This is a genomic window from Bifidobacterium sp. ESL1133 (assembly GCF_058107325.1).
The window spans coordinates 298,133-323,429 of sequence record NZ_JBYLUI010000002.1 but is presented as its reverse complement, the minus strand read 5'-3'; the positions used below and the strand labels follow the sequence as shown (position 1 = coordinate 323,429).

Below are 25,297 nucleotides of genomic sequence, written 5' to 3'. Positions count from 1 at the left end.
GTTACGGTATGCAGCAGCGCGCTCGCGAGAGCGAAGAAGGATTGGAGTTCATCATCAGCACAGAACCACGCATTAACGACGAGATACGCGTCTCCCAAGTCCGCCTGATCGGCCCGAACAGCGAGCAGGTGGGGGTCATCGCGACCTCCGTGGCGCTGAACTTGGCGAAGGAAGCGAATCTCGACTTGGTTGAGGTGGCTCCGAACGCGAAGCCTCCGGTCGCCAAACTCATTGACTACGGCAAGTACAAGTACAACGAGAAGATCAAGGCACGCGAAGCGCGTCGTAACCAGAGCTCGGCCGAAATCAAGGAGATTCGTTTCCGCTTGAAGATCGACGAGCATGACTTCGAAGTGAAGAAGGGCCATGTGTCCCGCTTCCTTTCAGGCGGCGACAAGGTCAAGGTCACCATCATGCTGCGCGGCCGCGAGCAGTCACGCCCCATCGGCGGTGTGGAACTGCTGCAGCGCTTGGCTGACGAAGTGACTGATTTGGGCACTGTCGAGTCCTACCCCAAGCAGGAGGGTCGCAACATCATGATGACGTTGGCGCCCAAGGGCAAGAAGGTACACACTCAGTCCGAGCAGCGCCGTCGCGGTGCTGAGTCGCGCGCTGAGCGCCAAGCTCGACAGGCGGCACGACTTAAGGCCAAGCAGGAGTCCCAAGCGGTTCAGGCGCAAGAGGCGAGTGCGTCTCTGAAGGCCGAAGCTCAGCCCGTCGCAAAGACTTCCGATACCAAGAAGCCGGCAGGTTCTGCTGATAAGGCGAAACCAGCCGCAAAGAAAGCTTCGGCCAAGCCTGCTGGGTCCACCAAACCGGCAAGTGTTGAGACCAAGGCGGAATAACACAGAACTTTGTGCTTCGGCGGTATGTCTAAGCACAGGGCGTCATCAGTTGATACCCATTGACAAGGAGGGCAGCAATGCCAAAGATGAAATCCAACTCGGCAGCCAAGAAGCGCGTCCGCGTTACCGGAACCGGCAAGATCATGCACGCCGGCGGCGGCATGCGCCACAACCTGGAGCACAAGTCTTCCAAGAAGCGCCGCGACCTGTCCCGCGACTCCGTGCTGCCCACCGCACAGAGCAAGACCATGAAGAAGCTGCTGAATCGCTGAACGCGACCTGCCGCAGGTAATATTTAACGTTTTATATTTGGAGGAAAAGTTATGGCACGTGTCAAGCGTTCGGTAAATGCGCATAAGAAGCGTCGCGTCGTTCTGGAGAGGGCTTCGGGCTACCGCGGCCAGCGTTCGCGCTCCTACCGCAGGGCCAAGGAACAGCTGCTGCACTCATTCAACTACAACTTCCGCGACCGCAAGGCTCGCAAGGGAGATTTCCGCAAGCTGTGGATTCAGCGTATCAACGCTGCAGCTCGTGCTCAGGGCATGACCTACAACCGTTTCATGCAGGGTGTGAAGCTGGCTGGCATTGAGCTTGACCGTCGCGCTCTGGCCGAGCTGGCCGTAAGCGACGAGGCGACGTTCAACCTGATCGTCGAGCAGGCCAAGGCTGCGCTGCCCGCCGATGTGAACGCTCCGGTGGCTGCCTGAACCATCTTGTAAGGCGGTTTCCGCCTCAGTAAAGGACTCTGCGCTTATGCACAGGGTCCTTTTGCTATAGGTGAACGGCTGAGGAGTGCTATGGTGTGAGTATGAACACGAAGGGGCAGCAACGAAGCGAGACGGTGGCTGAGCCACTGCCTCGGCCTTCGAACGGACGAAGTGATGCGTCGGATGGCCGCATTGAGATGCCCTCGTTCGTACAGGTCATGCAGGATGGATTCGACCATTTCGCTGCCGTCCTGCGCCGGCGCAGGGTCATTACCGCAGCCAAAGGCGTGATGGTATTCCTGCTGCTCGCCGCACTGGGGCTGGCTTTGTACCTGCCCACCAGCCAATACCTGAACGCACGTAAACAGGAGGCCGAAGCCATCGCGGCCATGAGCCGCGTGCAGAAGTGGCCTCAGGGCAAAATCGCCGATGAATTCAACCGGGCGGAACGTTACAACGCGGCCATTGCCGCTTCGGGGCAGCAATTCATGGGAGAGTTCCCCGACCCGTTCCTGTCCGCAAAAGACAACGGCAAAAGCGGCCATAAATCCAAGAGCGACCGTACTCCGACCAAGGCCGATACGGATCGTGAGTATCAGAGCCTGCTCAACGAGGGCGCAGGTGTGATGGGTGTGGTAGAAGCGCCTGAAATCTCGCTGAAACTGCCGATTTATCACGGCACTTCCGATACTGTGCTCGACAAGGGTGCCGGGCATCTGTATGGAACCAGTCTGCCGGTGGGCGGTGCGTCCACGAACAGCGTGCTCACCGGTCACCGAGGACGCCCGAATGCTCTGTTGTTCACCAGGCTCGACGAGCTGGAAGTAGGCGATGTGTTTTATATCGAAACGCTCGACCGCACCATGGGCTACCGCATTGCCGCCATCAACGTGGTGGATCCAGATGACACACACCTGTACACGGTGGTGCCGGGAAAGGACTTGGTGACGCTCATGACCTGCACCCCCTACGGGGTCAACACGCACCGTTTGGTGTTCACTGCTGAGCGCCGTCCGATTCCTGAGGACATTCCCTACCTGCGAGATGCGAACGGTGACGCGCTTATGGTGTCGGCGGTGACCTTTGTGGCGTTGGCGTTGCTGGGGGTCACGGTGGTGGCGGTGCACAACCGCAGGCGTTGGCCGGTGCGCCACGCTCTGCCGGTGCAGGCAGGGTGAGATGTGATTCCTGAGCTTGAGCAGGGGGCGTGCGTGCGGCTCTGCCGGTGTGGGCATGAGATGTGACGGTTCTGGTTATGCAAGGGTGCTGCCAGTGCCGCTGGTGCTGCTACTGGCGTGATGGATGCGGTGGTGTGATGGCTGGTGCTGACGGGGGCACCGGCTGGTGCACGGGCGAAGTGGCTCTTGCGTGAAGTTGCTTATACTATGCAAAAAGTTGCCTATATTAAGCTGCGGACATAACTTTTGAGTAGCTCTGCTGTTTTCTGAGAAATACCTGATAAATCAGGCAGCAGTGGGAATAATACTGATTTATTACTAGCTAAAAGTAGTGCAGGAAACGAAAATACAGTTCAAACTGCGCAAAATGGTCAGGTTTGTTTAGTGATGCAGTTCACAAGGTCTACTATGTAACTATCAGCCCGATGGTGTTGGTCAATAAGCCGTTCGGCTGGCTACACTAGGAGGTGGGTCTTATGATAGGGAACCGAAATCACGGGGTGCATAGGGGCCTGGTCGCGCTTGCTGCGGCCAGTGTCATCGCGCTCTGCGGCGCGGTAGGCCTGCCGGCTGTCGCTTGGGCGGACAAGCCCGAAGCCGGCGGGGCTGCAGGCGCACAAGGGTCGATCGCGGCGCAGGGCGTCGGGTCGCAGGCAATTGACTACACGCCGAAGCTCTTCAAGATGTTGGCCTACACCAACCGCATGGATACGCGCCTTGACGAGTTTCGCATGGATTTCATGGTGCGAGTGGCCCATGACCAGGTAAACATCGACAATCCTACGCAGTGCGCCAGCGGGGCTGACGTGAGTCAGCCTCGTAGCTGTGGGATTCAGATGTTCTACAACTTCTATCCTGATGCGTCAAACCTCAACCCCAGCAACCCCAATAGAACGTCATTGACGTATCTGAACACGGCCAACGGTCAGGCGGGCGCTGTGAAATGGGCTGAGAACACCTCTCAAGTCTTCACCATCCATTCCATCCTCGCTTCGGGAGACTACGACTATCTGTCAATCTCTGCCGTTGGTGACAGAGCGTTCCTGAATGTGAACAACGGCGCCACTCTCGGAGGCACAGCCATACCGGAGTATGTGTTCGTAGATACCGGCAAACCTAGAACCAGCATAAGCGGGGACTTCTCGTCAGGTGCTCCCAGAGTCAACATAGCTGCCGGCTATTCTGTTCGAGCTTACTCCGGCTTAGGAACGCCCTCTGGAACAACCCAGTACGGCAATGGGCCGCGCTCCTTCGTGGGCTATGACGATAAGCCGACGCTTTGGAGTGATGGACAGTCCAATTGGGGCTTGGTTACAGATTATGGATTCGCGGGTGTAAAAAACGAGTGGAATCAAACCTACACTGCCGAGAACGCTCCCGAAGGCACGGCCCCGCCCTATTCCTTCTTCTTGGACTGGAATAATCCTGCTTGGTTGAATGCGCCTTGCCAGAAGACTACATCTTACTACTTCCAGTGGTTGGGATTGGCAAACGGCAAGGACTGGGTGCCGGTCAGGGATCTGACGCCTACCGCCAAGTTGGTTACCGGGCAGAAGGATGTGACCGGCAACGGCACTTTGGGGCAAGATTCCTCGTTTAACGCTCCTGCTCCGACGAATAGCTGGCCTAACTTCCAACACCCGAGTTCCAACAGCCTCATGGCCACGGATGCCGATGGCAACCTGATGCCGGCGCAGAAGGCAGATGGCTCTATCGACTTCAAGAAAGCCAAGGATGACCAAGAGAGCCTTGACGGCTACTTCAAACTCGTCACGTGGCCGGTTACCACCAATAAAGACGATTCCATCGGAAACTGTGCCGCTGCTCCCTACAAAGATGCATACAACCCGCTCTATGATCAGGCCGCCGCTGCCAAGGGTGTGACGGCAGGCATGCCTCAGAGTGAGGCCCAAGCCATCATGGACAAGGGCTGGGACGTGAACACCGCGTTCTACAAGTTCTCGGTGCCGGCTCCTGAGCCTCCGACCATCGACGAGCCGGACGACAACGCGCAAATCCTCGAGCACCCCACGCTTAAAGGCAGGGGCACTCCCGGCTACACCGTGCATCTCTACGCCGAAGAACCCGGGCACATCATCAGTGAAAGCGATCCGGACAACGTCGGCACGCGAGGCCGCTTCGTGGGCACTGCACTGGTGAACTCGAACGGTGACTGGGAGTTCCAGGACATGCTTGACACCAACCCCAACCCTGGCGGCGTCGGCGAATACACGCAGCGCTACCACGCCTGGCAAGTCGAGCCCGACAGCGGATACGAGCTGGCTTCGAAGTTCTCCAACATCCAGACGGTTCGGCTGGGCGCCGCCCCGGTCAGCCCCGCTCCCGTGGTCAGTTCCGTGGAGGCGCCTCACACCGTCAACGGAGAGCTGCCTGCAGGATCCATGGTGAAGATTCATGGCACGGCGACCACCTATCAGCCCGGCGAAAAGCTGAGTGTCTACGCGCAGCATGAGGCTGCCGCGAACGCCCAGTCCGTAAGGGGCGCGAGGACCGCGGTGCAGCCGCAGGCTGATCCCGCCCCGGGTGATCTGCTTGCCGAATGCGACCATACGTTCGCAGCGGCCGGCGAGAACCAGCCGTGGACCTGCTCGGCCACACCGAGCACATTCACCTCCGAACGGCAGGTGGGGGAGCGGTACGTGATTCGCGCCATCCTCACCAATCCGCAGAATATGCAGTCCGCATGGTCCACCGATACCACGGTGCGCACGATCGATATGACGCCTTCGCGCTTTGCTGACGTTGCGCTGGAAGGCACCGGTGCCAACGCCAAGGTGGGAGGCAAGGCCTACCGCCTGCCGGAAGGCACTGAAGGCGACCAAGGTGCCGTCATCACGGTCATCTGGCCCAACGGCAGCACCGGCGCCACCACGGTGGCGGCAGACGGCAGCTGGTCGTTCGCGGTACCGAACGGTATGACCTCGGGGTTGACCAAGTTCAAGTCGGACGACACCGAAACCAACGAGTCGGTGACCGTGGACTTCGACCTCAAGCTCGTCACTCCGATACGTCAGATGCCGATGACCGGAGACCGGCCGCAGAACCTGATGGGATTGGTGGCCTGCCTGGTGGTGGCCCTGCTCTCCGCAGGATCCATGACACAGACGCTTGTAGCGAGATGCACCAAATCCGGAAAGGCGGTGGAGGCCTGATGAATGCGATAGCCAGTCAGCGGTTCGACCGTCTCAAGCGGCTGCGGAGGTTCTGCAGAAGCCCGGCGGGGTGACCCAACAAGATGTGAAACCCAATGATGCGTTAATGAGAAGGAGATAAGAAAATGAACAGGTATGTAAGCCAGGGAGCCAAGGCTCTCGTAGGAATCGCGGCGGCAGCTGCTACGCTGCTCGCCTTTGCACCGGCGGCTTCGGCGGCCGAAGAACAGGTTGTGTTGGCCGATGGTACAGCCAACTCGACCACCATCACCGTGAACGGCACGAACTCGGCGTTGCGCGAGCACCAGTTCAAGGCGGTGCGTCTGTCCACCTACGGTGGCGCGACGCATGAAGGCCCTGCGCTGAAGTCCGTGAACGTGTCCTCCAACCGTTCCGCATTGCTCACCGAAATGACCGACGCCTATACGACGGTCAGTGGAGAGGCACTGCCCTCGCAGTTCCAAGGCAACCCGCTCGGTGCGGTGGCCAACAAGTGGCTCGGTTTCCACTCCGAGTCCGTGGCAGGCAACTCCGACGAAACCTCGAACAACCACAACAAGGCCTGGGACGGCGACCTGCGTAAGTTCGTCACCAACCTGGTGGGAACCGCAGGGTTCAAGGCGGAACTGAACAAGGCGACCACCCCGGTGGCCACCGTCACGGCTACCGGTGCCGACGACGCCGCAGGAACGGCTGTCTTCTCCGGACTGCCGATGGGCATGTACCTGGTGATCGACACCACCGGTGACGCCGGCAACACGGCGGTGGGAGCGACCAACACCTCGGCTGCCATCCCCATGCTGGTGGGCACGAAGGTGCTCGGCGACAACACGGAGTACGACGACTTCGGCGGCAACGGCGAGCCTTCCCTCGGCGTGGTATCGCTCAAGAGCGATACCCCCATCGTCAAGAAGGAGATGATTTCCAACGGTTCCGCCGCCAAGGACAGCTCCGCCTCCATCGGCGACATGCTCGACTTCCGCATCACCGGCAGCGTCCCGCTGACCACTGGCTTCACGTATTACAAGTACCAACTCACCGATACCCCGACCAAGGGCCTGCAGTTCGACCCGGAGTCCGTGACGGTGGGTGTGTATGACGTCAATGCGCTGCAAACCACACTGGTTGCCGGCACCGACTACACCGTCACCGCTCCTGCGGCCGAAGGCGACCACATCGTCTTCAACCTCTCCCGCGGCATTGTGAAGCTCAACCCGGACCACTACGGCCAGACCATTCGCGTGGACTACAAGATGCAGGTCACCGACCAGGCCGACCCGGCCAACCTCGGCAACGGCATCATGCTCGAGTACTCCAACGATTCCGCCAACCAGCCCACGGACGTGGACGGCAACGGCGGCACCGTGGGCACCGTTGACAACAGGGACGACCCCGACGGACAGGTGAAGATCCACTTCTACGGCTTCACCCTCGAGAACGTGGCCAAGTCCGATGCCAACAACAAGCTGGTCGGAGGCACCTTCCAAGTGGTCGATCCCAACGGAACCACCGTCAAGTTCCTGCGTGACGGCGCCACCGGAGACTACAAGAAGGCAGCCAACCAGGCCAACACCAACGCCACTGCCGACCTGCACCCCTCCGACGGTGTGACCCGCGCCTCCCGCGCCAAGGGCCAGCTGCACGTCGACGGTCTTGCCGCCGGTACCTACAAGGTAGTGCAGACCGAGGTTCCCGCCGGGTTCGGTGCCGCGTGGAAGTCCACCTTCCACGTGACCATCAGCACCGACGCGCCGAACACGCTCGAGGCTCCGGCCTACAGCAACACCACTGATGATTGGAGCTTGGTCACCGCGGGCACTTGGACAGCAGCCGAGAACGCGACCCACGTCATCCAGGTTCGTGAGGTCACATCCTTCTCCCAGCTGCCGATGACCGGCGGTGCCGGAGTGATTGTGGCAGGTCTCACAATTGCCGTGCTGCTCATGGGCGCAGGCGCCATCTACGTCTTCACCCGTCGTGGCGAAAAGGCGTTGAGTCAAGAGGCCTGAGCGGCATATGAGGGCTGACGGGAACGTGGCGCAAGCGGCGTTTCCCAAGCCCTTCCGGAGGCGGCGACACTGCACATGCGGTGTCGCCGCCTCGTCGTGTGTACCGATCGGCAATGTTACGATGACAACCATGAGTGTTACAGCAGGCGCATACGCCGGGCTGCTTGAGCAATTCCTCACCCATACCGGTGTGGAGCGAGGACTTGCAGCCGCCACCGTGCAGGCCTACACCGCCGACCTGCAGCGGTACACCGGTTGGCTGGCGGATCGCGGCATCGACAAACTGAGTGACGTGGACGCCCGCGACATCGAAAACTACATGGTCGTACTCGATGAGCAGGGCAAAGGTGGGCACAGCAGGGCTCGGCATCTGGCCAGTATCCACGAGTTCCACAAGTTCGCGCTCTCCCAAGGCGTTGTAGAGGCCGACGTATCGGCAAAGATTAAGGCTCCCAAGTCCGCCGGCAAGCTGCCTGACGTGCTTTCCGTCGACGAGGTGAGCGCGCTCATGGACGCGGTGAACCCCGGGGAGGGCGACGACCCGGTGCAGCTGCGCGACAAGGCGTTGATGGAGTTCCTCTATGCCACCGGCTGCCGTGTCTCCGAGGCTGTGGGGACGAACCTGGCCGACATCGACTTCACCGAAGCGTTGGTGCGATTGACCGGAAAAGGCTCGAAGCAACGTCTCGTGCCGATGGGAGGCCACGCCGTTTCGGCATTGCAGCGCTATATTTCCCGGGCGCGGGCGGTGCTGGAGGGGAGGGGCAAGGCCACCGTGGAGCGTGAGGCGGTGTTCCTGAACAAGCGGGGCAGGCGCATGTCGCGCCAGTCGGTGTGGGAGGTGGTGGAATCCGCAGGCAAGCGGGCAGACCTGTCCAGGCCTCTCCACCCGCATACCCTGCGTCATTCGTTCGCCACGCATCTCATCCAAGGCGGCGCCGACGTGCGCACGGTGCAGGAGTTGCTGGGGCATGCTTCGGTGACCACCACGCAGATTTACACGCATGTCAGCCCGGAGAACCTCATCGAGATGTATGCTGCTTCGCATCCGCGCGCATGAAGCCGTGCGTAACGACAGGTTTTGCGGGTGCAGTGCGGCGCTGTGCCCAGCCGCACCAGACGGTGAGCACACCCTTTGCTAGACTAAGCGCATGCCTACCGATTTGCTTGGACGAGAATATGAGACCTTCCCGGCGCCGGAGCCGCTGACTCATCGCGGCCCGGCGCGAGTGATTGCCATGTGCAACCAAAAGGGCGGTGTCGGCAAGACCACCAGCTCCATCAACATCGGCGGTGCGCTCAGCCAGTACGGCCGGCGCGTGCTCATCGTCGATTTCGACCCGCAGGGCGCGGCAACGGTGGGCTTGGGCTTTAATGCCAACAGTGTGGAGAACACCATCTACACTGCTTTGTTCGACGCTTCGGTTGATGTGCACGACGTGGTTCAGCACACCAGCTTCGAGAACCTGGACATCATCCCGGCCAACATCGATCTGTCCGCCGCCGAGGTTCAGCTTGTCTCCGAGGTCGGGCGCGAGCAGATTCTTTCCGGCGTGCTGCGCCAAGTGAAGGACGAGTACGACGTCATCATCGTGGACTGCCAGCCTTCCCTTGGCTTGCTCACCGTCAACGCGCTCGCTGCTGCCGATGGCGTGGTCATCCCGCTGGCGGCCGAGTTCTTCGCGTTGCGTGGTGTGGCGCTGCTCATGCAGTCCATCGAGAAGGTGCGCAGCCGCATCAACCCTGACTTGCAGATTTTCGGCGTGCTGGTCACCATGTATACCCGCACGTTGCACAGTGAAGAGGTGTTGCAGCGCATCTACGAGGCGTTCGGCGACGAAGTGCTGCATTCGGTTATCTCCCGTTCCATCAAGCTGCCGGATTCCACGGTGGCCGCGGCCCCCATCACCATCTACGCCCCGGAACACAAGACGGCGAAGGAATACCGCGAGACCGCTCGCGAACTCATCGCCCGTGGCGTGATCGACTGACCTCGAGCGAAGGCGGCAGCATGCGCGGCGATGGTTCGCAGGGTTCGGACGGCACGCTGCGAACGCAGGAGCATGCCACCGGCTTCATGGTCGATCTTCCAGCTTATGCCGGCCCGTTCGACGCGCTGCTTTCCATGATCGCCAACAACAAGCTGGAACTGACCCAGATATCCCTGTTCGCCATCACCGAGGAATTTCTTGACTACGTGCGCTCGCTCGACCTGAGTCGCAATATGGATGAGGCCAGTGCCTTCATCGACGTTGCGTCCATATTGGTGGAAGCCAAAAGCGTGGCCCTGCTGCCTGGGGGGCTCGATGAGGAGCGCGACGAGCAGAGCTTGGAGGCGCTGCGTGAACGCGACATGCTCTTTGCCAGACTGGTGCAGTACCGCGCGTTCAAGGGTGCCGCCAGCGACTTTCGTGAGCGTATGCAAGGCAATGCCGGCAGATACGCCCATCCTGCCGCCCTCGATTCGGCAAGCCGGGACGCATTGCCGGAACTGGAATGGACAATGAGCCCTCAAGAGTTGGCGAGTTTGGCCGCACAGGTGATGCGCAACGCGCCTGCTCCCCAAGTTTCGGTACGGCAGCTCCACGTCTCCAAAGTGGACTTGAAAGCCCAGTTACGCATAGTAGGTTCCCGTCTGCGCGCATTGCCTCAGGGCGAGTCGCTCACCTTCGACGAGCTGGTGCAGGGGGCGAGCAGACTCGAGGTGGTGGCTCGGTTTCTGTCGCTGCTCCTGTTCTTCAAACAGGGATTGTTGCGCTACCGGCAGGACGGTCCATTCGAGGACCTGCACCTGCGCTGGTCGCGCGACGGTGCGGCGAACGGTTCGGCGACCGACGGCACGAACGGTGTTGAGATGGACATCAGTGAGGATGACTTTTCATGATTGACGAGTATGCACAGGGCGATACTGTAGACGGTGATGCCATGGACGGCGATACCACCGGCGGTGATAACACGGACGTCAACGATATGGGTACTGCCGCCGTGGGTTCTGATGTCTTGGATGGTGATGCCGCCCAAGGCACGGTCGGCGTGCAGGGTGTGCTCTACCGAGGGGTGTCGGCGGGGGAGGGCGCATGTGACGTGGATGACTTCCCCGGAGGTCTCATGGCATGCCTCGAAGCGGTGCTCATGGCGGCCGATGAGCCGCAGAGCGACGAGAATCTGGCACGGGTGCTCGGTGTGGGGGTAGCTCGCGTATCTCAGGCGCTTCAGTCGTTGGCTGCAAGTTACGACGGCACCGCACCGGGCAGTGGATTCCACGGGTTCGAGCTGCGGCATTCCGCTCGCGGATGGCAGTTTGGCAGCCGGGCGGTATTCCAGCCGGTCGTCTCTTCCTTCGTCACTGATGGGCAGAGCGCAAAACTGTCGCAGGCCGCACTGGAAGCCTTGGCTATCATCGCTTACCAGCAGCCGGTCACCAGAGCGCGTGTGGCCGCTATTCGTGGAGTCAACTCCGATGGCGTGATTCGCTCCTTGACCGCGCGAGGGCTGGTACTTGAATCCGGTGTGGACCCCGACTCTCGTGCGGCGTTGCTGGTCACGTCGGCGTTGTTCCTTGACCATATGGGTCTGGAATCCTTGGATGATCTGCCGCAGTTGGCACCGTTCATGCCCCGGGCCGGCGAGGTGCTCGATCAGGCCGGCGTTGAGGTTGATCCGCTCGCTCAGGGCTTGTAGATGGTGCGAACTGTCACAATGTCTCGTTACCATGGTGAAGGTTTATGCTTTCCATCTGGAGGGCATGTCAGATTGTTACCGAACAACATCAGAACAGGTGAGTAGGAGAGGCTTTTTATGGCGGTACGTGGTGATATTCGAAATGTGGCGATCGTGGCTCACGTCGATCACGGCAAGACCACGCTGGTCAACGCCATGCTTCAGCAGTCGCATGTGTTCTCCGAGCGCGAAGAGGTGCCGGATCGTGTGATGGATTCCAACGATTTGGAGCGTGAGAAGGGCATCACCATCCTCGCCAAGAACACGGCTGTGGAATATCACGGCCCGTTGGCTGAGAAGTACGGCGAGCCCGATGGCATCACCCTCAACATCATCGACACCCCCGGCCACGCCGACTTCGGCGGCGAGGTGGAGCGCGGCATCTCCATGGTCGATGGTGTGGTGCTGCTGGTGGACGCCTCCGAAGGCCCGCTGCCGCAGACCCGCTTTGTGCTGCGCAAGGCGCTTGAGGCCAAGCTGCCCGTCATTCTGTGCGTCAACAAGGTGGATCGCCCCGATGCGCGTATCTCCGAAGTGGTCTCCGAGACCACCGACTTGCTGCTCGGCTTGGCGCAGGATGTGATCGAAGAGGGCGTGGATCTCGACCTCGATTCCCTGTTGGATCTGCCGGTCATCTACTGCGCGGCCAAGGCGGGCTTCGCTTCGCGCAATCAGCCCGAGGACGGCGGCGAACCGGACAACAAGGACCTGGAACCGCTCTTCGACACCATTATCTCCAACATTCCCGCCCCCGAGTATGAGGAAGGTGCGGCGCTGCAGGCACACGTCACCAATATCGACTCCTCCGACTATCTGGGCCGTCTGGGTCTCGTGCGCATCTACAACGGCACGCTGGAGAAAGGCAAGCAGTACGGTCTGTCCCGTGTGGACGGCTCCATCGAACATTTCAAGCTCACCGAGATTCTGCGCACGCAGGGTCTGGAGCGTACTCCTGTAGAGCAGGCCGGTCCCGGAGACATCGTGGCTGTGGCAGGCGTGAACGACATCATGATCGGCGAGACCATCGTTGACCAGTCCGATCCCAAGCCCCTGCCGCTCATTCACGTGGACGACCCGGCCATTTCCATGACCTTCGGCATCAACGATTCGCCGATCGCCGGCACCGAGGGCAAGGATCACAAGCTCACCGCACGCATGATCAAGGATCGCCTCGACCGCGAGCTCATCGGCAACGTTTCCATCAAGGTGGAGCCTACAGACCGTCCCGATGCCTGGGAAGTGCAAGGCCGCGGCGAGCTGGCGCTGGCCATCCTGGCCGAGCAGATGCGCCGCGAGGGCTACGAGCTGACCGTCGGCCGCCCGCAGGTGGTCACCAAGACCATCGACGGCAAGATCAACGAACCTATGGAAGCGGACACCATCGACGTGCCGGAAGAGTACATGGGCGCCGTCACGCAGCTCATGGCCGACCGCAAGGGGCGTATGGACTCGATGAGCAACCATGGCTCCGGCTGGGTGCGTATGGAGTTCACCGTGCCTTCCCGTGGCCTCATCGGCTTCCGTACCGCGCTGCTCACCGCCACCCGCGGCACCGGCATCTCCAGCTCCATCTCCGCGGGCTATGCCCCGTGGGCCGGCGAGATTTCCACCCGCCAGAACGGTTCGATGGTCGCCGACCGTCAGGGCACCGCCACCCCGTACGCCATGCAGCGCCTGCAGGCTCGCGGCAACTTCTTCATCCAGCCGCAGTCCACGGTCTATGAGGGCCAGGTGGTCGGTGTGAACAACAAGCCTGAGGAGCTTGATGTGAACGTGACCTTGGCCAAGCACATGACCAACATGCGCTCCGCCACCGCCGACGTGCTCGAGACCCTCACCCCGCCTATCCAGATGAGCTTGGAGGAGTCGCTCGACTTTGCCAACGAGGATGAGTGTGTTGAGGTGACGCCGGAATCCGTGCGTGTGCGCAAGGTGATTCTGAACCGTGACGAGTGGTACAAGTGGCATGCCAAGCAGCGCCGCCAGAACGCCGCTAAGAACAAGTAGTTCGCAGCACCTGGGCTTGAGTGCCGTCCACCTTATTGTAGAGGTGGGCGGCGCTTTTGTCTGTGGTGAACGGCGACTCCTGGTTCTATGTGCGCTGTGGAGAATGACGTCCGGTTTGTTGTGTTTGCCCTTGTACGCTGGCAGACGGCTTTCTCAGTAAATAGGCAAATATGCATAGAATAACCAATGGAATTGCGACAAATACTGTGCGAAAGCTGCTTTAAAACCACTTCTGAACTATGATTTTTCTTACTAATTACACATATAGCTTACTGGCGACTAATTAAATAACGCTTTCTTCCTACACTATTGTGCGTAGTGCTGTAAGGCACACGTTGCATGCTGCGCATCGTTCCGCCGCCAAGTCGGTATCCGGCCCGGATCGTATCGGCGTCAGCACAAGAGAAGAGTAGGAGAACAATGAAATCCCGACTTATGAAAAGGCTCAGCGCTGCTGCAGCGGCACTGATAGCTACCGCCTCGCTTGCAGGAGGATGCGTGACGGCAAGCGCGGCCCCGTCCCCCAGTTCGGCGACGCCAAATCTCACCATCAGCGGCGTGGGTGGCGAATCCTTGAGTGGTCACTCGTTTGACTTTTACCAGATTGGTTCATACTCCAACATCGAGCTGACCGATGCAACTCCCAAGACCGTGAGGTCGCTCTTTGTTGACAAAGTCAGCGACTCTGTAGACCAGTGGATCGGCTCGCAGGCCGGCATCTCCCAGCATTCGAAAGACATCAGTTTTGTAGGCGAATTACTGAAGGCAAGCGATAGCGATCGTGCCGTCGATTCGGCAAAACTGGGCAAAGCGCTTGGTGCGTCCGGTGCGCCTTCGGCCACTCTGTCCAAGCAGACCACCAATCAGGGCAAACTCAGCGTATCCTTGCCTCAAGGCGTGTACCTCATCGCCGACTCCCAAGGCCATCCGATGATAGAAGGTACCACGGTTGACGATAACGGTACGCAGCTGAACTGGGAGAATGGTTTCTCGTCTCCTCTAGGCCAGGTGACCGTGAAGAGCACTGATTCGCAACTCACCATCAGCCATGTCCCCTTCGGACAGACCCGCAAAACGTACGTGAAGGGCGACCCGGCTGGCGATATGGCCTTGACGACCGGTATGCGGTATACGGCGAACGTGACGTTTACCACGCCTGCGATAGGAACGGCAAACGGTATCACCGCCACCATCAGGTTCCCGAAATATGTGGATATCAAGGATGCAACGGCATATTATCGCGGTGACTCCGGCCAATTTGTAAGCATTAACGATGCCAAGCCGGTCATCAATCAGACAAGGAATGCGGATTACAGCGGTGCGTCGGTGACTTGGAAGCCGACGATAACCCAGCTGGATAACCTGCTTTCGCGCAAGATCGACATTTCCGTCACCTACAAGAATTTGACGGACCGTCCCTTCGCCGGAACTGTCGCTGCTGGAGCTGCCAGCCCCGACGCCATAAACTGTGCATTGAATATTGCATACTATGGTGCTAATAATGGCGGCACCAATTACACGGCAACCGATAATCTGTGGACTTCCGACATCGATATCAAGGCTGTGGATTTTGCGCAGCAGGACCAAGCGGTGGCTGGTGCACAATTCAAAATGCTGGATTTGGGGACGAACAAATACATCAAGTACGTCCCTCAGTTCTCCAATGATGAGAATGGCACTTACCCGTTCACTGGCTACGACGAAACGGATGAGGCGGATGCCGGGTATGTGAACACCGGAATCAACGGCATAACGGAAATCAACAACTTCGGTACCGGCAAATACAAGCTGGTTCAGTTTGTTCCCGGGAACGATCACATACTTCCGGTGCCGGTCGAATTCGGATTCGATGTTGACCAGAGGGGCAATATCACCGAAGACAAGGCAAACAGCACCCCAAGTAGTTTGATTGTGAGACTCGATCCATCGGTTGGCGAGAAATACGCACTCGTCACCATCGCCAACATCTCCTCACTGACCGAGCTGCCGCAGACCGGTTCCAAGTATCTCAAGGATTTGGCGCTGGCCGTTGTGGTGCTTGCTATTCTGCTGGTGCTGCTCGCCGCGCTGCTGTCGCGCCACAAGCGCCAGAATTCCGGTCAGTCCTTGGGCTTCTGAACCATCAGGAATGGGTAGTTATGGCACGGCATGATAGGTCGGGTGGCGCTGCAGATCGCGTCGCCGCCCGGCCTGCCTCGCCGCGCCATAAGCGTTCGAGTGCAGCGGTTCGCCATGTGCATGGTGCTCGGCGCAGCGTACGGCTGCATGCGTCCGCGCGCACTCGCACGCTGCTTTGGGTGGCCACAGTGGTGTGTGCGTGCGCGGCAGCACTGGTGGTGTGGCTTACTCCCGCGGCTCTCAATGGCGATGGCTCCTCACATGACGCAGGTGCACATCCCAGCAGTCCTGCGGCCCGGGCTTTGGTCGCTGACGCCCACAGATACAACGTGACTTTGACGGAAGAGAACGGCGTCATTCCAGGTCGTTCCTCCAATCCTCCCTATGGTGCGGATTTGACAGGACGTTCCGATTCGCGCTACCAGAATCTGCTGCCGGGCGAGCAGATGGGACGCATCGTCATCCCGAAAATCAGTGTGGACATGCCCATCAGCCATGGCGCCGACGACGAGGCCTTGGCCGATGGTTCCGCAGGTCATCTCTACAACAGTTCGCTGCCCGTGGGCGGCAAAGGCACCCGTGCCATCATCTCCGGCCATCGTGGTGCCGGAGAATTCAGTGATTTTATACGTTTGGGCGAGCTTGTCAAGGGCGATCTGCTGTGCATCAAAGGCGGTGCGGCAGGTGATTTGTGGTATCGCGTCGAGAGTGTGCGCCAAGTCGGAGCCAACACCGACGGCACTAGTCTCGAACCGGTTCCCGGTCGGGATCTGCTCACGCTGGAAACCTGCACGCCGATGTTCGTCAACTCCGCCCGTCTGCTCGTCACTGGGCATCGGGTCAATGCCCCTGCAAGCGTGCCGTCTTCGCAGCGCGACAACACGCGCTCCGGGGCGTTGCTTGCCATTGTGGGACTGTGGCTGGCCGTTCTGGCATGCGACCGAATCGGTGCTCCCTCCATGCGCGCCTACCATTCCGGTGACCCATACCGCAGCTAGCTATACCGTAGCGAGCAATGCCGTATGGTCAAGTGAGCTCGCCGCCGCTGAACGTATACGCGCCGTCGCGGCCTTTCCGGTGCCGAATTTATGGCTGACAACCCGGTGAGGCATACTTGGCGTATGGGAACTTCTCAGGATACGGTGCGGCATATGGCGGTACCACAAGACGAGGAGCCAGCGCCGTGGAGCCATAGGATTCCGGCGTGGGCTCGTCTGCTGGTGTGTGCTGCGGCCGGTGCTGCGGTGGCGTTTGTGGGCACGCTGGTGCATCGGGCAGGAGCTTCGGCCAACGTGCCGTACGGCCTGCTGTTGGCGTTGACGGTAGTGGGCATGTCAGCATGGGCTGCCCGGGCGCGCAGCGGTGCGGTTGGCCTGGCGGTGCACCTTATTGTCTCGTCCGTGGTGTCAGCGCTGTTTCTGTTCGGTGTGACCGGAGACATTCTCGCACCCATCGGCTTCGGCGGAAAAGTGCCGTTCTTCAGTCAGAACGCCGGATATTTCTGGACGTTCGGTGCCATCATTGTGCAGGTGGCGGTGTTGATGGTGCCTCGCCGGTTTGTCTCCGGTGGTGCGGTGGAGCGCGGGAAAGATGGGATGATAACCGTATGAACCGTATGGCAAATATGACAGACACGGCAGATATCACAGATATGACCGATATGACCGATTCTGCGCATGCGGACCGCGCAGCACACACCGCGCACACGTCACAGCCGGAACCGGGCATGCAGGGCACCGTCGCATCGCGTGCCGTCACACCGTTGTATTTCCTTGGGCCCGAAGGTTCGTTCACGCACCAGGCGGCGCTCGAAGCCGTCCGTGCATTGGGGGAGCAGGGCCTGAAACCTGAACCGTGCGGCACCGCCGTGCAGATCATGGAACATGTGGAACACGGCGAAGGCTGGGGTGTGCTGGCGTTGGAAAACAACGTCGAAGGCTATGTCATGCCCAATCTCGACATGCTTATCGATGCGGCAGGCACTGCCGGCATGCTGCGCCTTGGCATCGATATCACCTTCGATGCGTTCGTTCGTCCCGAAGAGGGGACGCTGCGGGACAATCGCATGGCGCAGCATGCTGCCTCGCCGGCTGGCACTGTGCTGCATGAGGTGAGTGCCCACCCGCACGGGTTGGCGCAATGCTCCAACTTTGCCCAACGTCGAGGTCTGTCGTCTGTGCCCGCCGCTTCCAACGCGGCGGCATGCCGCGACATCAAGCCCGGTCAGGTGGCTTTGGGACCGTCCATATGCGGTGATTTGTATGGCTTGGAAACATTGGAGACCGGCGTGCAGGACTATGACGGCGCCCGCACCGATTTTGTGGTGGTGGCACCCCGTCGGCAAGTCGTCTCCAGGCTGCGTGACATGCGTGCTCAAGGCATGGAGCGTTTTGAAACGGTTGTCACCGTGGTGCCGTTGCATACCGGCCCCGGCGTGCTTGCCAACCTGCTGGACACCATACGCGATGCCGGGCTGAATATGACCAGCTTCATCTCGCGCCCCATCAAAGGTCATGAGGGAACCTACAGCTTCATCGTCACCCTCGACGCCGCGCCATGGCAACCGCAGTTCCGCAGTGTGCTCGAACGTATCGTCTCCGCCGGTGACTGGGCCAAGACCCTGGCCGTCTATCCGCGCGGAGAGCGGCCGAATCCGCCGGTGAGCGCGTGGATGCTGCCGCAAGGCGGTGCGCGTGGCAGTGCCGAGAGTTGCGAACATACCGGCACTGCACATGCACACGGTGATGATGTGGCCGGACTTGCGGATGCGGGCATGAGTGAGTGGCAGGAGGAGCTGTTATGGTGACGACGGTTGGCATTGCAGGGCTGGGACTCATCGGCGGGTCGTTGGCCAAACGGCTCGTGGCTCGCGGCGTGCGCGTGGTGGCATGGAATCATCGTCCTGAACCGTATGCTGCGGCGCGCCAAGCAGGCATCGACTGCATGGACAGGCTCGAGAATGTGGCGTTGGCGGAGCCGGACGTGCTCATGCTCTGCAATCCGCTCAGCGTCATGCCAGACATGTTGCATGCCCTCAAACCGGTGCTTAACCCGCAGACCACCACATTGAGCGATGTAGGCAGTGTGAAAGGGCAGGTGCGCGAGCAGGTCGAAGACGCAGGGCTTGCTGACTGTTATGTGGGGGCGCACCCCATGGCAGGCAACGAACATTCCGGGTTCGCCGCGGCCGATCCCGCACTGTTCGATGAAGCCTTGTGGGCGCTCACGGTTGACCGGGACACCGAATATTGGCGGTTCGAGCAGGTCGCCCGGCTTGTTGTGCAATCCGTGGGCAACCGCATCATCGTGCTCGATGATGCCACCCACGACCGTGCCGCAGCCATGATCTCGCACATGCCGCATGCCGTGGCCACTGCCATGGTCAATACTCTGGTCTCCAGCTCAGAGTGCAATATCGCCGTGGCGTTGGCTGCCGGCAGTTGGCGGGACATGACACGCGTGGCGCTCACCGATCCCCATCGAACCCGCGCCATGATCGAAGAGGACAGTGAAAACGTGGCGCAGCTTGCACGTGCCATGGCCGACCGGCTTACCGGTGTGGCGCAAGCGTTGGAAAGCGGCGAGAGCCAGACCCTTACTGAATTCTTTGCTCAAGGTCAGCCGTTCCGAGACTTCAAAGCGCGGCAGCGCGCGCAATCGGCAGCGGGGGAGTTCGGTCCTGTCCGAGCGGTCGAGGTGGACCGGTGCGATTGGCAAGAGCAACTGCTGGAATTGGCTCGAGCCGGCGAACATATTGTGGGCTTCAATCAGGACGGTGGTCTACTGGTACAGCGACGTTCCGCACTGCAGTAACGTTCGGCTCTGCAATGGCTTCCGCGTTGCACGTTATATGGCTAAGGCGTCGTGCCTGTGTGGTCAAGATGCCGGCGGTACTGGGTGAGTGGGGCGTGGGGCGGCGTGCCGTTCGGGAACCGGCTTGATGACGGCGATGCGCTTCGCGTCGATTGCCACCCGTTCCGCCGGGCGTGACCCGTTCGCCGCCGCATCTCGTTCCATCACCAGGCTTGTGCCGTCGTAACGCAGCACATGCCCCACAAAATCGCGGAACTCCTGGCGTCCTGTGGCCTCATTGCGCCCGTCGAACGTGCGCACCATAACGCGCAATCCGGCGGGCAGTGTGGCGGGCAACGGCATGTGAACTCCTAACGGCAACTTGAACATTGATAGTATAGGAGTCTAACCACGGCGATGAACGGAGGGCGGTATGGACCAGGCACTGGACGCGTTCGTAACGTACCTGCAGTCCAACAAAGGGCTGAGCGCCAACACGGTGAAGGCCTACGCCTCCGACATCGCCCAATGCCTAGATACTTTGGAATCGCGCGGGGTGCACGATCTGGACTCGGTGACGCTCGAAGACCTGCGTGCTTGGATGGCCGCTGCAACCCCATCACATGCCCGCTCCAGCATGGCTCGCAAAACCGTGGCTGTGCGCCGGTTCTTTGCCTGGGCGTTCGAACGCGACCTGATAACCTCAGATCCGGCAGCCGCGCTCATGACCCCCAAAATCCCGGACGCGCTGCCGCGCGTGCTCAACGAATCACAAGCCGGTCTGCTTATGGACACCGTCGAGGACGAAGCCGGAGCAGCTGCTTCGACGCCTACCGAGACGCCTACCGATGACGGGGCGATTTCGGCAACGGGCGATCATGCGGGAGATGGCAAAGCGCAGGCCATAGCGCTGCGCGATGCCGCCATGCTCGAACTGCTCTACGCCACCGGCATGCGTGTGGCCGAACTGGTCGGCATGGATGTGAACGATGTCGCCTTCGCCAATCGCACGGTGAAAGTGACCGGTAAAGGCAACAAGCAGCGCGTCGTGCCGTTCGGAGCGCCGGCCTCCAAGGCGTTGCAGGCATGGATGGAGGAGGGGAGAGCGGTGCTGCTGTCGGGGCAAACGGCCAAAGCGAATGAGCAGGCGATGTTTCTGGGCGCCCGCGGCGCTCGCGTCAACCAGCGTACCGTACGTGATGTGGTGCACCGTGAGTCGTCGCGAGCCGGAGTGCCGGATATCAGCCCGCACGCTCTGCGTCACAGCGCGGCGACGCATCTGCTCGACGGCGGTGCCGACCTGCGCGAGGTGCAGGAGCTGCTCGGCCATTCCTCCATCCGCACCACGCAGCGATACACCCACGTCTCCATGGAGCAGCTCAAAGCCCGCTACGCTCAAGCCTTTCCTCGGGCCTGAGTCCATAAGTTAATTATCTTACGGTTGGGTCGTGCGGTTTTGAGTTGCGCTTCTGATATCAATATGGTCGGATAGATGTTGCTGGCGCATTGGTCATTCTAGGTGTCTGCCATGTGCCCATAGTTCACGAAGTGCTGCGCTTCGTCGCGCATGTGCGGGCTCTGCGCGTTCACGCTGTCGGCGAATATTCGTTGGATATGGTGGCGATGTGATTGCGACGATTGTCGTCTCGATGATGGTGCGGCGTCGATATTGAGCATTCTCTGCACAGAAGCGCTGCACAATGATGTGCATGGTTGCATATAGAGCAGGCACAAGATGCCGTTCTGGAGGTATGTGATGGGCGATTTTTGTCAATGTGACCAAATGCTGGATAGTAAGTTGTAAAAATCGGCGCGATGCGCCACAATTATGGCCTAATACGATGAAGTTGCCTATGTACGGGCGGCTTTATTGTTTCACGCATTCTCTAAGCTGGTGTGTGAAGTCTACCGAACAGGAGTTGGTATGAAGAAGAGAATAATCACAGTGACGGCGGTGGCTGCGGCCGCAGCCATGCTGTTGAGCGGCTGCGGCGCCTCAGGTGGCGACAAGAGCGCGTCGGACAGCAGTAGCAACAACATCATCTCGGTGTTCGCCTCTGAACCGCAGAACCCGTTGATTCCGGGCAACACGAATGAGTCCGGCGGCGGCAAAGTCATCCGTCTCCTCTACTCCCAGCTCGTGTGGTTCAACCCCGAAGGTGAGGCCTCCAACGATCAGGCTGATTCCATCAAGGCCAACGCTGATGGCACCCAGTACACCATCAAGATCAAGAAGGGCCTGAAGTTCAGCGACGGTTCACCTATCACCGCCAAGTCCTACACCCGCGCGTGGAGCTATATTGCCAACGCAAAGAACGCTCAGAAGAATTCATCCTTCTTCTCGTCCATCAAGGGATACAAGGATCTGCAGGACAAGAACCTCAAGGGCGACGAGCAGCTTTCCGGTCTCAAGGACGTCGACGACACCACGTTCACCGTCGATCTCGACAAGCCCGACGCGACCTTCCCGATCAAGGTCGGTTATTCCGCCTTCTCCCCGTTGGCTGATTCCTTCTACAAGGACCCCAAGGCCTTCGGCCAGAACCCGGTGGGCAATGGCCCGTACAAGTTCAAGAAGTGGGATCACAACACCAGCATTGAGGTGGTGAAGAACCCGAACTACAAGGGTCCCGAATCCGTGAAGAACGACGGTGTGACCTTCAAGATCTACACCAAGGACGACGCCGCCTACGCCGATGTACAGGCCGGCAACCTCGATGTGATGGACACAGTTCCCGCCGCCGATACGAAGACCTTTGAGAAGGATTCCAGCGTCGTGGCCTACAACAAGCCCGGTTCGGTCATTCAGCAGTTCACCATCCCGTCGAACCTTGAGCATTTCAAGGCAGGCACCGAAGAAGGCACGCTGCGCCGCCAGGCCATCTCCATGGGCATCGATCGCAAGGGCTTGGTCGACAAGGTGCTCAACGGTGTGGGCACCCCCGCCGACGACTTCACCTCCCCGCTCACCCCCGGCTATGTCTCCGGTCTCAAGGGCAGCGAAAATGTCAAATACAACCCCAAGAAGGCCAAGGAACTGTGGGACAAGGCAGATGCCATCTCCAAGTTTGACGGCAAGTTCTCGCTTTCCTACAACGCGGACGGCGGCAACAAGCCGATCTACGACGCCATGGCGAATTCGATCAACAACGCGCTCGGCAAGGACGTGGTGGTGAGCACTGCGGTTCCCACCTTCCAGGAGTTCCGCGACGCTGTCTCAAAGCGCCAGATGACCGGCGGCTTCCGTGCCGGCTGGATGCCTGACTATCCCTCTGCTGAGAACTATCTCTACCAGAACTTCGACTCGGCTGCTGCTGACGGCAACGGTTCGAACGACGGTGACTACAAGAACGCCGAGTTCGACAAGCTCATGGACGAGGCCTACCAGGCCAAGAGCGTGGATGACGCGAACAAGCTGTACAGCCAGTCCCAGGAGATTCTGCTCAACGACCTGCCTGCTGTTCCTATGTATTACAAGAACAACGACGGTGTGGCCGCCAAGGGCGTCAAGGGCTTCGCCATCGACTGGCAGTCCTACCCGACCTACTCGCAGATCACCAAGAAGTGATGCGGGTCGTACGTATCGCCATATAACTGAATATGCATAACTGAAACATAAGGGGTGGCGTGGCCGCTGGGCCATGGAACCTGAGCACATCGTCGGAGTGCATGCCGTTTGGCGTGCGCCCCGGCGATGCTGTTTGAAGCCTCCCGTATAGTGTGCTGGCTCACTGGAATACATAACTTTGGCATGGCATTGCGCTAAACTACCCGAAAGTGCAAGTCGGTCTGAATGTTATTCGGGTCTACCGGCAAGATTAATCAAGGAGAAATCGATGGGTAAATATCTTCTGCGTCGTATTTTGCAGATGATCCCCGTGGTTCTCGGTACAACACTACTCGTGTACGCACTTGTGTTCGCGCTGCCTGGCGACCCCGTCAAGGCGATGTTCGGAGACAAGCCCGTGAACGAGGCCGTTGCAGCCCAGATCCGTGCAGAATACAATCTCGACAAACCGTTCATCGTGCAGTACCTGTTGTTCCTGAAGAACGCATTGACGCTCAACTTCGGCAACACGTTCGCCGGACAGCCGGTCATCGCCGAGATCGGACGGGCGTTCCCCGTCACCATCAAGCTTGCTCTTATGGCATTCGTCTTCGAGGCCATCTTCGGTGTCATCTTCGGCATCGTCTCCGGCCTGAAGAAGGGCAAGTGGTACGACTCGGTCATCCTGATCGTCTCCTTGCTGCTCATTTCCGTGCCCACCTTCGTCACCGGTTTCGTGGCTCAGTACTTCCTTGGTGTCAAATGGCGCATTCTGCCGGTCACCGCAGGCGCGGACCCAGGTTTCCTTGACCTGCTCATGCCGGCCATGGTGCTCGGCTCGGTCTCTATGGCCTACATTATCCGTCTCACCCGTTCCGAGGTCTCCTCCAACGTTGCTGAAGACTATGTGCGCACCGCCCGTGCCAAGGGCATGAGTAACCGCTCCGTCATGGTGCGGCACGTACTGCGTAACTCGCTGATTCCCGTCGTCACCTACCTCGGTCAGGATCTGGGCGCGCTGATGAGCGGCGCCATGATCTCCGAGACCATCTTCAACATCCACGGCATCGGCTACCTGACCTATCAGAGCATTCTGAAGGGCGAAAGCAACCTGGTGGTCTCCATCGTCACGTTGCTGACCCTCATCTTCGTGGTCTGCAACCTGCTTGTCGATATGCTCTACGCGGCGCTTGACCCCCGCATTCGGTACGCGTGAGGGGAGAGGAACCATGACTGATATGCTCAAGAAAGCTATTTCCGTACTTCCTGGCCAAGAGCGATTCGTGGCCAAAGAGAGTGATACCCCGCTTCAGGATGTGGACTCCATTGACGAGTCCGCACCCGCCACCAGCATGTGGGCGGACGCCTGGCGCAAGCTGCGGCGCAACCCCATGTTCATCATCTCCGGGCTGCTCATCATCTTCGTGCTGTTCGTGGCGCTCTTCCCGGGCGTCTTCACCCATCAGGATCCGAACTACTGCACGCTCGACAACTCGCTGAACCCCAGCTCAGCTGGGCACCCCTTCGGTTTCGACACCCAGGGCTGCGACGTGTACACCCGTACCATATACGGCACTCGCACGTCGATCAGCGTCGGCATCCTCACCACCATCCTCGTGGTCATCCTCGGCTCGCTTATCGGCGCACTCGGTGGTTTCTTCGGCGGCTGGGTCGACGCGGTGCTGAGCCGTTGCACCGACATCTTCATGGCCATCCCGCTGCTGCTGGGCGCCATCGTGGTGCTGCAGATGTTCCGCACCTCCGGCTCGATCTGGAAGATCGTCCTGGTGCTCACCCTCTTCGGATGGACGCAGACCGCACGCATTGCACGAGGCGCAGTGATGGAGACCAAGAACCTCGAGTTCAACAAGGCTTCCACGGCTCTGGGCTCCACGCCCATGCGCAACCTGATGCGTCACATTCTCCCCAATTCGTTGGCATCCATCATCGTGGTGGCCACCACCTCACTGGGCACCTACATCGTCTCTGAGGCGACGCTGAGCTTTCTGGGTGTGGGCTTGCCGTCCACGACCGTGAGCTGGGGCGGCGACATCTCCAACGCGCAGGCCATGCTGCGTACCAATCCTTCGGTGCTGTTCTATCCCTCGGCCGCTCTGGCCATCACCGTGCTGGCGTTCATCATGATGGGCGATGCGGTGAAGGACGCGCTCGACCCGAAGAGCCGTACGGCGTGAAGGTAA

Annotated in this window: 20 protein-coding genes and 1 pseudogene; 20 read left to right on the top strand and 1 reads right to left on the bottom strand. The window is 59.9% G+C overall.

The features are described from left to right. Positions 1-8: 8 nt before the first annotated feature. The 16 genes and pseudogenes from infC to AC3B5A_RS03390 all read left to right on the top strand — a co-directional run. Positions 9-707: pseudogene (gene infC, locus AC3B5A_RS03465) on the top strand (translation initiation factor IF-3); the annotation flags it as partial. A 215-nt stretch (positions 708-922) separates the two neighbouring features. Next, positions 923-1,117, top strand: coding sequence for a 50S ribosomal protein L35 (gene rpmI / locus AC3B5A_RS03460; RefSeq protein WP_489798882.1), 195 nt, complete (start codon positions 923-925; stop codon positions 1,115-1,117). Positions 1,118-1,168: 51 nt separating this feature from the next. After that, a complete protein-coding gene (gene rplT / locus AC3B5A_RS03455; protein ID WP_489798881.1) occupies positions 1,169-1,552 on the top strand; it encodes a 50S ribosomal protein L20 in 384 nt (127 codons plus the stop codon). 101 nt (positions 1,553-1,653) lie between these two features. Further along, positions 1,654-2,730: a class C sortase gene (locus tag AC3B5A_RS03450; protein ID WP_489798879.1), complete on the top strand. Its 1,077-nt coding sequence runs from the start codon at positions 1,654-1,656 to the stop codon at positions 2,728-2,730. Positions 2,731-3,206: 476 nt separating this feature from the next. Further along, positions 3,207-5,903 (top strand): hypothetical protein, encoded by a 2,697-nt coding sequence (locus tag AC3B5A_RS03445; RefSeq protein WP_489798877.1) that lies wholly within the window; start codon positions 3,207-3,209, stop codon positions 5,901-5,903. Positions 5,904-6,028: 125 nt separating this feature from the next. Beyond that, positions 6,029-7,912: an isopeptide-forming domain-containing fimbrial protein gene (locus tag AC3B5A_RS03440; RefSeq protein ID WP_489798876.1), complete on the top strand. Its 1,884-nt coding sequence runs from the start codon at positions 6,029-6,031 to the stop codon at positions 7,910-7,912. Between the two features lie 130 nt (positions 7,913-8,042). Next, a complete protein-coding gene (xerD, locus tag AC3B5A_RS03435; protein WP_489798875.1) occupies positions 8,043-8,972 on the top strand; it encodes a site-specific tyrosine recombinase XerD in 930 nt (309 codons plus the stop codon). A 91-nt stretch (positions 8,973-9,063) separates the two neighbouring features. After that, entirely contained in the window at positions 9,064-9,903 is an 840-nt protein-coding gene (locus AC3B5A_RS03430; RefSeq protein WP_489798873.1) for a ParA family protein, read from the top strand. 20 nt (positions 9,904-9,923) lie between these two features. Further along, positions 9,924-10,796 (top strand): segregation and condensation protein A, encoded by an 873-nt coding sequence (locus AC3B5A_RS03425; RefSeq protein WP_489798871.1) that lies wholly within the window; start codon positions 9,924-9,926, stop codon positions 10,794-10,796. A gap of 224 nt (positions 10,797-11,020) precedes the next feature. Further along, on the top strand, positions 11,021-11,593 hold the full coding sequence (gene scpB / locus AC3B5A_RS03420) for an SMC-Scp complex subunit ScpB (RefSeq protein WP_489798973.1): 573 nt from the start codon (positions 11,021-11,023) through the stop codon (positions 11,591-11,593). A 117-nt stretch (positions 11,594-11,710) separates the two neighbouring features. Beyond that, positions 11,711-13,639, top strand: a complete 1,929-nt coding sequence (gene typA, locus AC3B5A_RS03415; protein WP_489798869.1) for a translational GTPase TypA — start codon at positions 11,711-11,713, stop codon at positions 13,637-13,639. A gap of 435 nt (positions 13,640-14,074) precedes the next feature. Next, the gene (locus AC3B5A_RS03410) at positions 14,075-15,757 is read left to right on the top strand and encodes a hypothetical protein (protein ID WP_489798867.1); all 1,683 of its coding nucleotides are present in this window, start codon (positions 14,075-14,077) and stop codon (positions 15,755-15,757) included. Between the two features lie 20 nt (positions 15,758-15,777). Beyond that, a complete protein-coding gene (locus AC3B5A_RS03405) occupies positions 15,778-16,755 on the top strand; it encodes a sortase (RefSeq protein WP_489798865.1) in 978 nt (325 codons plus the stop codon). Positions 16,756-16,878: 123 nt separating this feature from the next. Beyond that, complete coding sequence (locus tag AC3B5A_RS03400; RefSeq protein ID WP_489798863.1) at positions 16,879-17,367, top strand: alcohol dehydrogenase; 489 nt, start codon at positions 16,879-16,881, stop codon at positions 17,365-17,367. A gap of 116 nt (positions 17,368-17,483) precedes the next feature. Continuing rightward, on the top strand, positions 17,484-18,563 hold the full coding sequence (locus AC3B5A_RS03395; RefSeq protein WP_489798972.1) for a prephenate dehydratase: 1,080 nt from the start codon (positions 17,484-17,486) through the stop codon (positions 18,561-18,563). Continuing rightward, on the top strand, positions 18,557-19,570 hold the full coding sequence (locus tag AC3B5A_RS03390; protein WP_489798861.1) for a prephenate dehydrogenase: 1,014 nt from the start codon (positions 18,557-18,559) through the stop codon (positions 19,568-19,570). The genes AC3B5A_RS03395 and AC3B5A_RS03390 overlap by 7 nt, the downstream gene beginning before the upstream one ends. Positions 19,571-19,633: 63 nt before the next feature. Here AC3B5A_RS03390 and AC3B5A_RS03385 read toward each other — a convergent pair whose 3' ends face one another. Further along, positions 19,634-19,912, bottom strand: coding sequence for a DUF6725 family protein (locus tag AC3B5A_RS03385; protein ID WP_489798859.1), 279 nt, complete (start codon positions 19,910-19,912; stop codon positions 19,634-19,636). A gap of 70 nt (positions 19,913-19,982) precedes the next feature. Here AC3B5A_RS03385 and AC3B5A_RS03380 point away from each other — a divergent pair, with 70 nt between their 5' ends. From AC3B5A_RS03380 to AC3B5A_RS03365, 4 genes are all read left to right on the top strand, one after another. Further along, complete coding sequence (locus AC3B5A_RS03380) at positions 19,983-20,966, top strand: tyrosine recombinase XerC (RefSeq protein ID WP_489798857.1); 984 nt, start codon at positions 19,983-19,985, stop codon at positions 20,964-20,966. 507 nt (positions 20,967-21,473) lie between these two features. Beyond that, the gene (locus AC3B5A_RS03375; protein WP_489798855.1) at positions 21,474-23,117 is read left to right on the top strand and encodes a peptide ABC transporter substrate-binding protein; all 1,644 of its coding nucleotides are present in this window, start codon (positions 21,474-21,476) and stop codon (positions 23,115-23,117) included. Positions 23,118-23,385: 268 nt separating this feature from the next. Then, positions 23,386-24,312 carry an ABC transporter permease gene (locus AC3B5A_RS03370; RefSeq protein ID WP_489798853.1) on the top strand — a complete coding sequence of 309 codons (927 nt, stop codon included), beginning with the start codon at positions 23,386-23,388 and terminating at the stop codon, positions 24,310-24,312. Positions 24,313-24,325: 13 nt separating this feature from the next. Next, positions 24,326-25,291 carry an ABC transporter permease gene (locus AC3B5A_RS03365; protein WP_489798851.1) on the top strand — a complete coding sequence of 322 codons (966 nt, stop codon included), beginning with the start codon at positions 24,326-24,328 and terminating at the stop codon, positions 25,289-25,291. The last annotated feature ends 6 nt before the right edge of the window (positions 25,292-25,297 follow it).